Genomic DNA, 4961 nt, shown 5'->3' on the forward strand with positions numbered 1-4961 from the left:
GAGGATAATAGTGGGGCTATTTGACGAAGAAGCAGGAATTTTTAGACCAATTTATCGCAACCGCAGTAGGGTAGTCTATTCTCGGACAGGCTCCTAGACTCGCCCCTAAAGGAGCGAGTTTGCACCACAATTTAGGTCAATGCCGACCCGAATGCCCAAAACCACCTTCACCACGTTGGCTTTGTTCAAAATCGTCCACAATGTCCAGTGCAGCCTGAATAACTGGCACAATAATCAACTGAGCGATACGCTCACCCGGGTTGATGGTGAATGCGGTGCGACCACGATTCCAGCAGGAAACCATCAGCTGCCCCTGATAATCAGAATCGATCAGACCGACCAGATTACCCAGCACGATACCGTGTTTGTGGCCCAGACCAGAGCGGGGCAATATCATGGCGGCCAGAGCAGGATCTTCCAGATGAATAGCCATACCCGTTGGTAGCAGCTCTGTCTGGCCTGACTCCAGCGTTAAGGGGGTATCGAGGCAGGCACGCAGGTCAATGCCGGCTGAGCCATTTGTTGCATGGGCAGGCATAGGGAATTCATTGCCGAGGCGGCTGTCCAGGATCTTGGTTTTAAGGTTTATCATCGTGTTCCTGTTTGGTTTTCCAGATGGTGTAATTGTCTGCAATCAGGCTAATCAGCCTGCCAGAGAGTACTTTTTTGGAAGCACGTGGCAGGGCTTCCTCAATATATTCCCCAAGCACCGTGACTTCATTGCTATCACTGGCAAAGCCAATATCAGTATCGGAAACATCGTTTGCCACCACAAGATTGAGCTTTTTACGACTCAATTTATTTGCGGCGTAGCTCAGCACATTTTGAGTTTCGGCAGCAAATCCCACCACGAACGGGGCCTTTTCCATGGCGCTGACCGAAGCAATAATATCTGGATTACGAACCAGGCATAGCGTCATGGTTTCAAAGTGGTTGTCAGGATTTTTTTTAATTTTTTCGTTCAGTGGTACCTCAGGGCGATAATCGCACACGGCAGCACAGCCAATAAAGATATCAACCGTATCCAGATTGTCGTGTACAGCTCGATGCATATCACAGGTACTGACGGTTTTTATTATCCGTACACGCTCTGGCTCAGGCAATGCTACCGGGCCACTAATCAGTGTTACGGTAGCGCCGGCCTCAACGGCAGCTTCTGCCAATGCATAGCCCATTTTTCCAGAGCTGTGGTTAGAGATATAGCGTACTGGATCGATGGCTTCTTGCGTAGGGCCTGCCGTAATCATTATATGTACACCGTCCAGTTGCCTGTTTTCAAAGCAACAAGCCAATGCCTCAATCAGCAGTAAAGGCTCAAGCATACGACCAGGGCCGACATCACCACAGGCTTGCGAGCCTTCAGAAGGGCCAAACAACTTAATGCTCCGCTCAATGAGGGCGTCACGGTTTTGCTGGGTTTTGCTGTCAAGCCACATACCCTGATTCATGGCGGGGGCTAAGGCAATTGGCGCACTGGTGGCAAGGCATAAGGTGGTGAGCAAATCATCAGCATGACCACCGGCCAGACGCGCCATAAAGTCTGCTGTGGCCGGCGCCACCAACACCACATCAGCCCAGCGAGCCAATTCAATATGCCCCATAGCTGCCTCAGCTTTCGGGTCAAGTAAGTCAAGATGCACCGGGTTGTGAGAAAGCGCCTGTAGTGTGAGCGGTGTCATAAATTCACAGGCGGCTTTGGTCATAACAACCCGTACCTCTGCGCCAGCTTTGATCAGTAACCGAGTCAGTTCAGCACTTTTATAGGCCGCAATACCACCAGTAACACCGAGCAGCACCCGCTTGTTGTTTAGTTGTTGCATGGAATGTCGTTATCTTGAAAATTATCCTGGCTATTGTGGCGGAAACGGTGAGGGTTCTCAATTCGATAAGTCATCATTGACTTCCTGTTTCAACACGCTTTGCCCGGATGATGTTCAGACAGCCAACTCCCGTTAGCATCAGTTATACACTTTGCTAGCCCGGATATTTTATAAACTGCCCTGAGAATTGCGCAGAGCCTTGCAGCTCTAAGGGGTTTTGCGAAGGAGCGCCGTACCGGGGAGTACGGTCGACTGAGCAAAACTCCCTTAGAGCCGCAAGGAGCAAGCAAGGCCAGGAGCATGTTTATGAAATATCCGGGCTAGGAGCCTGTCCGAGAATAGCGCCCTTAGCGAGGATCGCGAGAAATTGAGGATAAAAATTTCTGCTTCTGAGGAGAATGGCGGGGCTATTTGACGAAGAAGCAGGAATTTTTAGAACAATTTATCGCAACCGCAGTAGGGTAGTCTATTCTCGGTCAGACGCCTAGATTCGGGTTTTTGATCACCCCCTTCACGGCCAAAGCTTCGACACGAACGGTTCATGGTGTTTTGTGAAAAGTGAAATCAATGAGAAGGGCTGCCTGTTTTCCAATTTTCTGAGAGCTAAGTGGAGCGAGGATGTAATTTAAGAGCCTGTAATTAATTTGTGATCAGCTTCTTACCGGAAGGCTCAGAGAAGGCGTTCTCCGCTGCACTTAATAGCCAATGGCGCTTTGTTCTTGGCAAGGAGCAACTGACCGCCTTTGTACGTGAATGCAGATAAAGTGACTTCACAATAAACATGAGTAATTTAAAAAAAGGCTCCCTTTAAAGGGAGCCATCAAAATGATATCTTTTCAGGCTATGACTCGCCTCCAGAATGCTCTGGGCTAGCTGTACCCTCTGACGCTGAGCTTGAATGGTGGCTACGAAGAGATTTATTATCATCACCGTGTAAACTCGCTCTAGTTAAAGCTCCTACTCTACTCAGTCTTTCCATTAAATATTTGTTTTTTTCGTCTTGTGATTTAAGTTTATCTTCCATCTTTCGGCTATATGCATCAGTCTCACTGACTTTGGCCGCAAGATTAGCAAGATCACCTCTCAGCCTATTATTTTCTTTAATCTGTTCCTGAACTAGTTTATTTGAATCAGCAGCTTCTTTTGCGAAAAGCTCTGTCTGTGTAGCTTTCGTTTTTAATAATTGTTCTGCATCTTCTAATCTATTAGCCAGCTCATCAATTTCTCTTTCTTTTGCGGCTTTATAATTTTTATAGTCAACTTCTTTGTCTTTTGCTACTTTATTAGCTTCGTCTACTAATCGGTTGCATTCCTCTTTAAATTCATCATTTTCTTTATCACAAGCTATTCTCAGTTCTTTCATTTCCTCTTCATGTTTAATGTTATTTTCTTCAATAGTTTTTTGATGATCATTTTTCAATTCTTGTATAGAGGCTTGATATCTCGCTTCTGTCTCACGACCAGACTGATCGTGATTCTCCCGTAATTGAGTAGCCGCATCCTCCTGTTTCTTTATTTCATCTGACAGCATCGTGATTTGATTTCTAGCCTCTTGTAGTTCTTTAGTTAAAACCCTCTCTTTTTTTATTGCTGCTTCTGTCCTCGCTCTAAGATTCTCAGACAATTCTTGATAACTTTTTGATTCTTCTTGAAAATATTGTAACCTAAGTCCAATTGATAGCCCTTCGAGTTTCCTAGCGTTGCGGTCAGCGGTTTTCATACTTCTCTCAGCAAGTGCTGTTAGTCCTGTTTTATTTTCCTCGTGAGACAAATAACGGTCAGATTCAGATTCATCAGTTATTCCTTTGTCAGCAATAGTATTCCGAACCGTTTGTAGCAAGCGGTTCAGAAACTCTTCGTCTTCATCTTCAGGAATAGTCAGGAAAACAGTGTGCAAGTGGGGGTATTGGTGTGAATCTTCGTCAACAAGTCTATCCAAAAATAAAAACCTTGGATCTGTATCCTGAACAGCAGCCTGAGGTCGGTATTCAGGTAATTGGAAAACAACCGTTGCGCGCTTAAAATTTTCTTTCTTAAACGTTTCTGATATGTACGACGGTAACGCATCTGCAGCCTGTAAATGATTCTTAATATAATAACCCGGATTTCTGTCATTGTTACTTACGGGTACAATACTGGCAAATGAGTGCTGGAATTCTATTTTCCGATTCCATACGACTTGCGTATCCGCGAGTACAGAACCCTCCCCACACCTATTAGTGGAATGAAAAAGAGTTAGTATCCGGTCATAGGGACTCGCATTATCTTTCTTGCATTTATCAAGGTAGTCATTTTTGAAATTGTTTTCTTGATGGTATAACGTCAAGAAAGTTAAATCTGATAAGTGTCCTTCTTCATCATCATTAAATTCTTTTAATCCAGGCAGGTTGCGAATGTGTTCGGGTAACATTTCAATCAAAACATTTTTTGTACGTACCTTCTCTTTAGGGGCCAAGCTTGGATGTCTCATGCTAGAACCACCCACAACCTTGGCAGCTCTGCCAACAATGGTAGCAGGACTTTCTTCGCCCAGGTATTTAAGCACATAGTCCACTTCTGTAACTGGATGACTATCATCCTTCCCAGTATTTTGATTTTGGCAAATAACAACATTGAGCTTGTCCGGTACCTTTATTTCTTCTACTGTCACAAACCCTGCAAAAGAGTACGACGACGCAATTGCAATCATGTTTGCCAGCAAACATTTTTTTAAGAACGATTGCTTAATAAACCTGTGCTTCATTATCTGTTACTCAATGATTAAATGTTAATGACACTCAACGATTCACTGCTTGTTTTGTGGCTTAACGCTCTACCTTAGTACCAAATAGAGTGGCCCGCCTAATCCTAACAGAGAGTGTTTTATGTATAGTACAAGCTGACAAATTGTAAACAATTTAATTACGACAAACTTGCAGTTCACCTGTATTCTTTGTTTTCAATATCCTCAAAGACTTTTATATATTCACTAATACTATAAATGCTAGGAGCCTGTCGGACTACTTAAGGAAATTTCGGCCTGAAATCCAGAAAGAGCGGTCATATTTTCTGATGAATTTGCTTAAACAGGTCAACTATTCGCACAAATCCATCGAAAAATCTGACTCGCTCTACTGAATTTCATGCTCGAAAGCTTAAGCC

The 4961-nt window shown here is 44.2% G+C and carries 3 protein-coding genes; all 3 read right to left on the minus strand.

The features are described 5' to 3' along the window. Positions 1-136: 136 nt before the first annotated feature. The 3 genes from dut to V4C51_RS17075 all read right to left on the minus strand — a co-directional run bounded on the left by dut (position 137) and on the right by V4C51_RS17075 (position 4509). The gene (gene dut / locus V4C51_RS17065) at positions 137-592 is read right to left on the minus strand and encodes a dUTP diphosphatase (RefSeq protein WP_330927381.1); all 456 of its coding nucleotides are present in this window, start codon (positions 590-592) and stop codon (positions 137-139) included. Next, entirely contained in the window at positions 579-1820 is a 1242-nt protein-coding gene (coaBC, locus tag V4C51_RS17070) for a bifunctional phosphopantothenoylcysteine decarboxylase/phosphopantothenate--cysteine ligase CoaBC (RefSeq protein WP_330927382.1), read from the minus strand. The genes dut and coaBC overlap by 14 nt, the downstream gene beginning before the upstream one ends. An 841-nt stretch (positions 1821-2661) precedes the next feature. Then, positions 2662-4509, minus strand: a complete 1848-nt coding sequence (locus tag V4C51_RS17075) for a coiled-coil domain-containing protein (RefSeq protein WP_330927383.1) — start codon at positions 4507-4509, stop codon at positions 2662-2664. Between the last annotated feature and the right edge of the window lie 452 nt (positions 4510-4961).

Origin of the sequence: Candidatus Sororendozoicomonas aggregata, assembly GCF_031528575.1 — a bacterium.
GTDB lineage: Bacteria > Pseudomonadota > Gammaproteobacteria > Pseudomonadales > Endozoicomonadaceae > Endonucleibacter > Endonucleibacter aggregata.

What these genes read in the sequence shown, in the direction of transcription:
- dut (WP_330927381.1), bottom strand. Translation starts at nt 592, where the DNA reads ATGATAAACCTTAAAACCAAGATCCTGGACAGCCGCCTCGGCAATGAA.
- coaBC (WP_330927382.1), bottom strand. Translation starts at nt 1,820, where the DNA reads ATGCAACAACTAAACAACAAGCGGGTGCTGCTCGGTGTTACTGGTGGT.
- V4C51_RS17075 (WP_330927383.1), bottom strand. Translation starts at nt 4,509, where the DNA reads ATGATTGCAATTGCGTCGTCGTACTCTTTTGCAGGGTTTGTGACAGTA.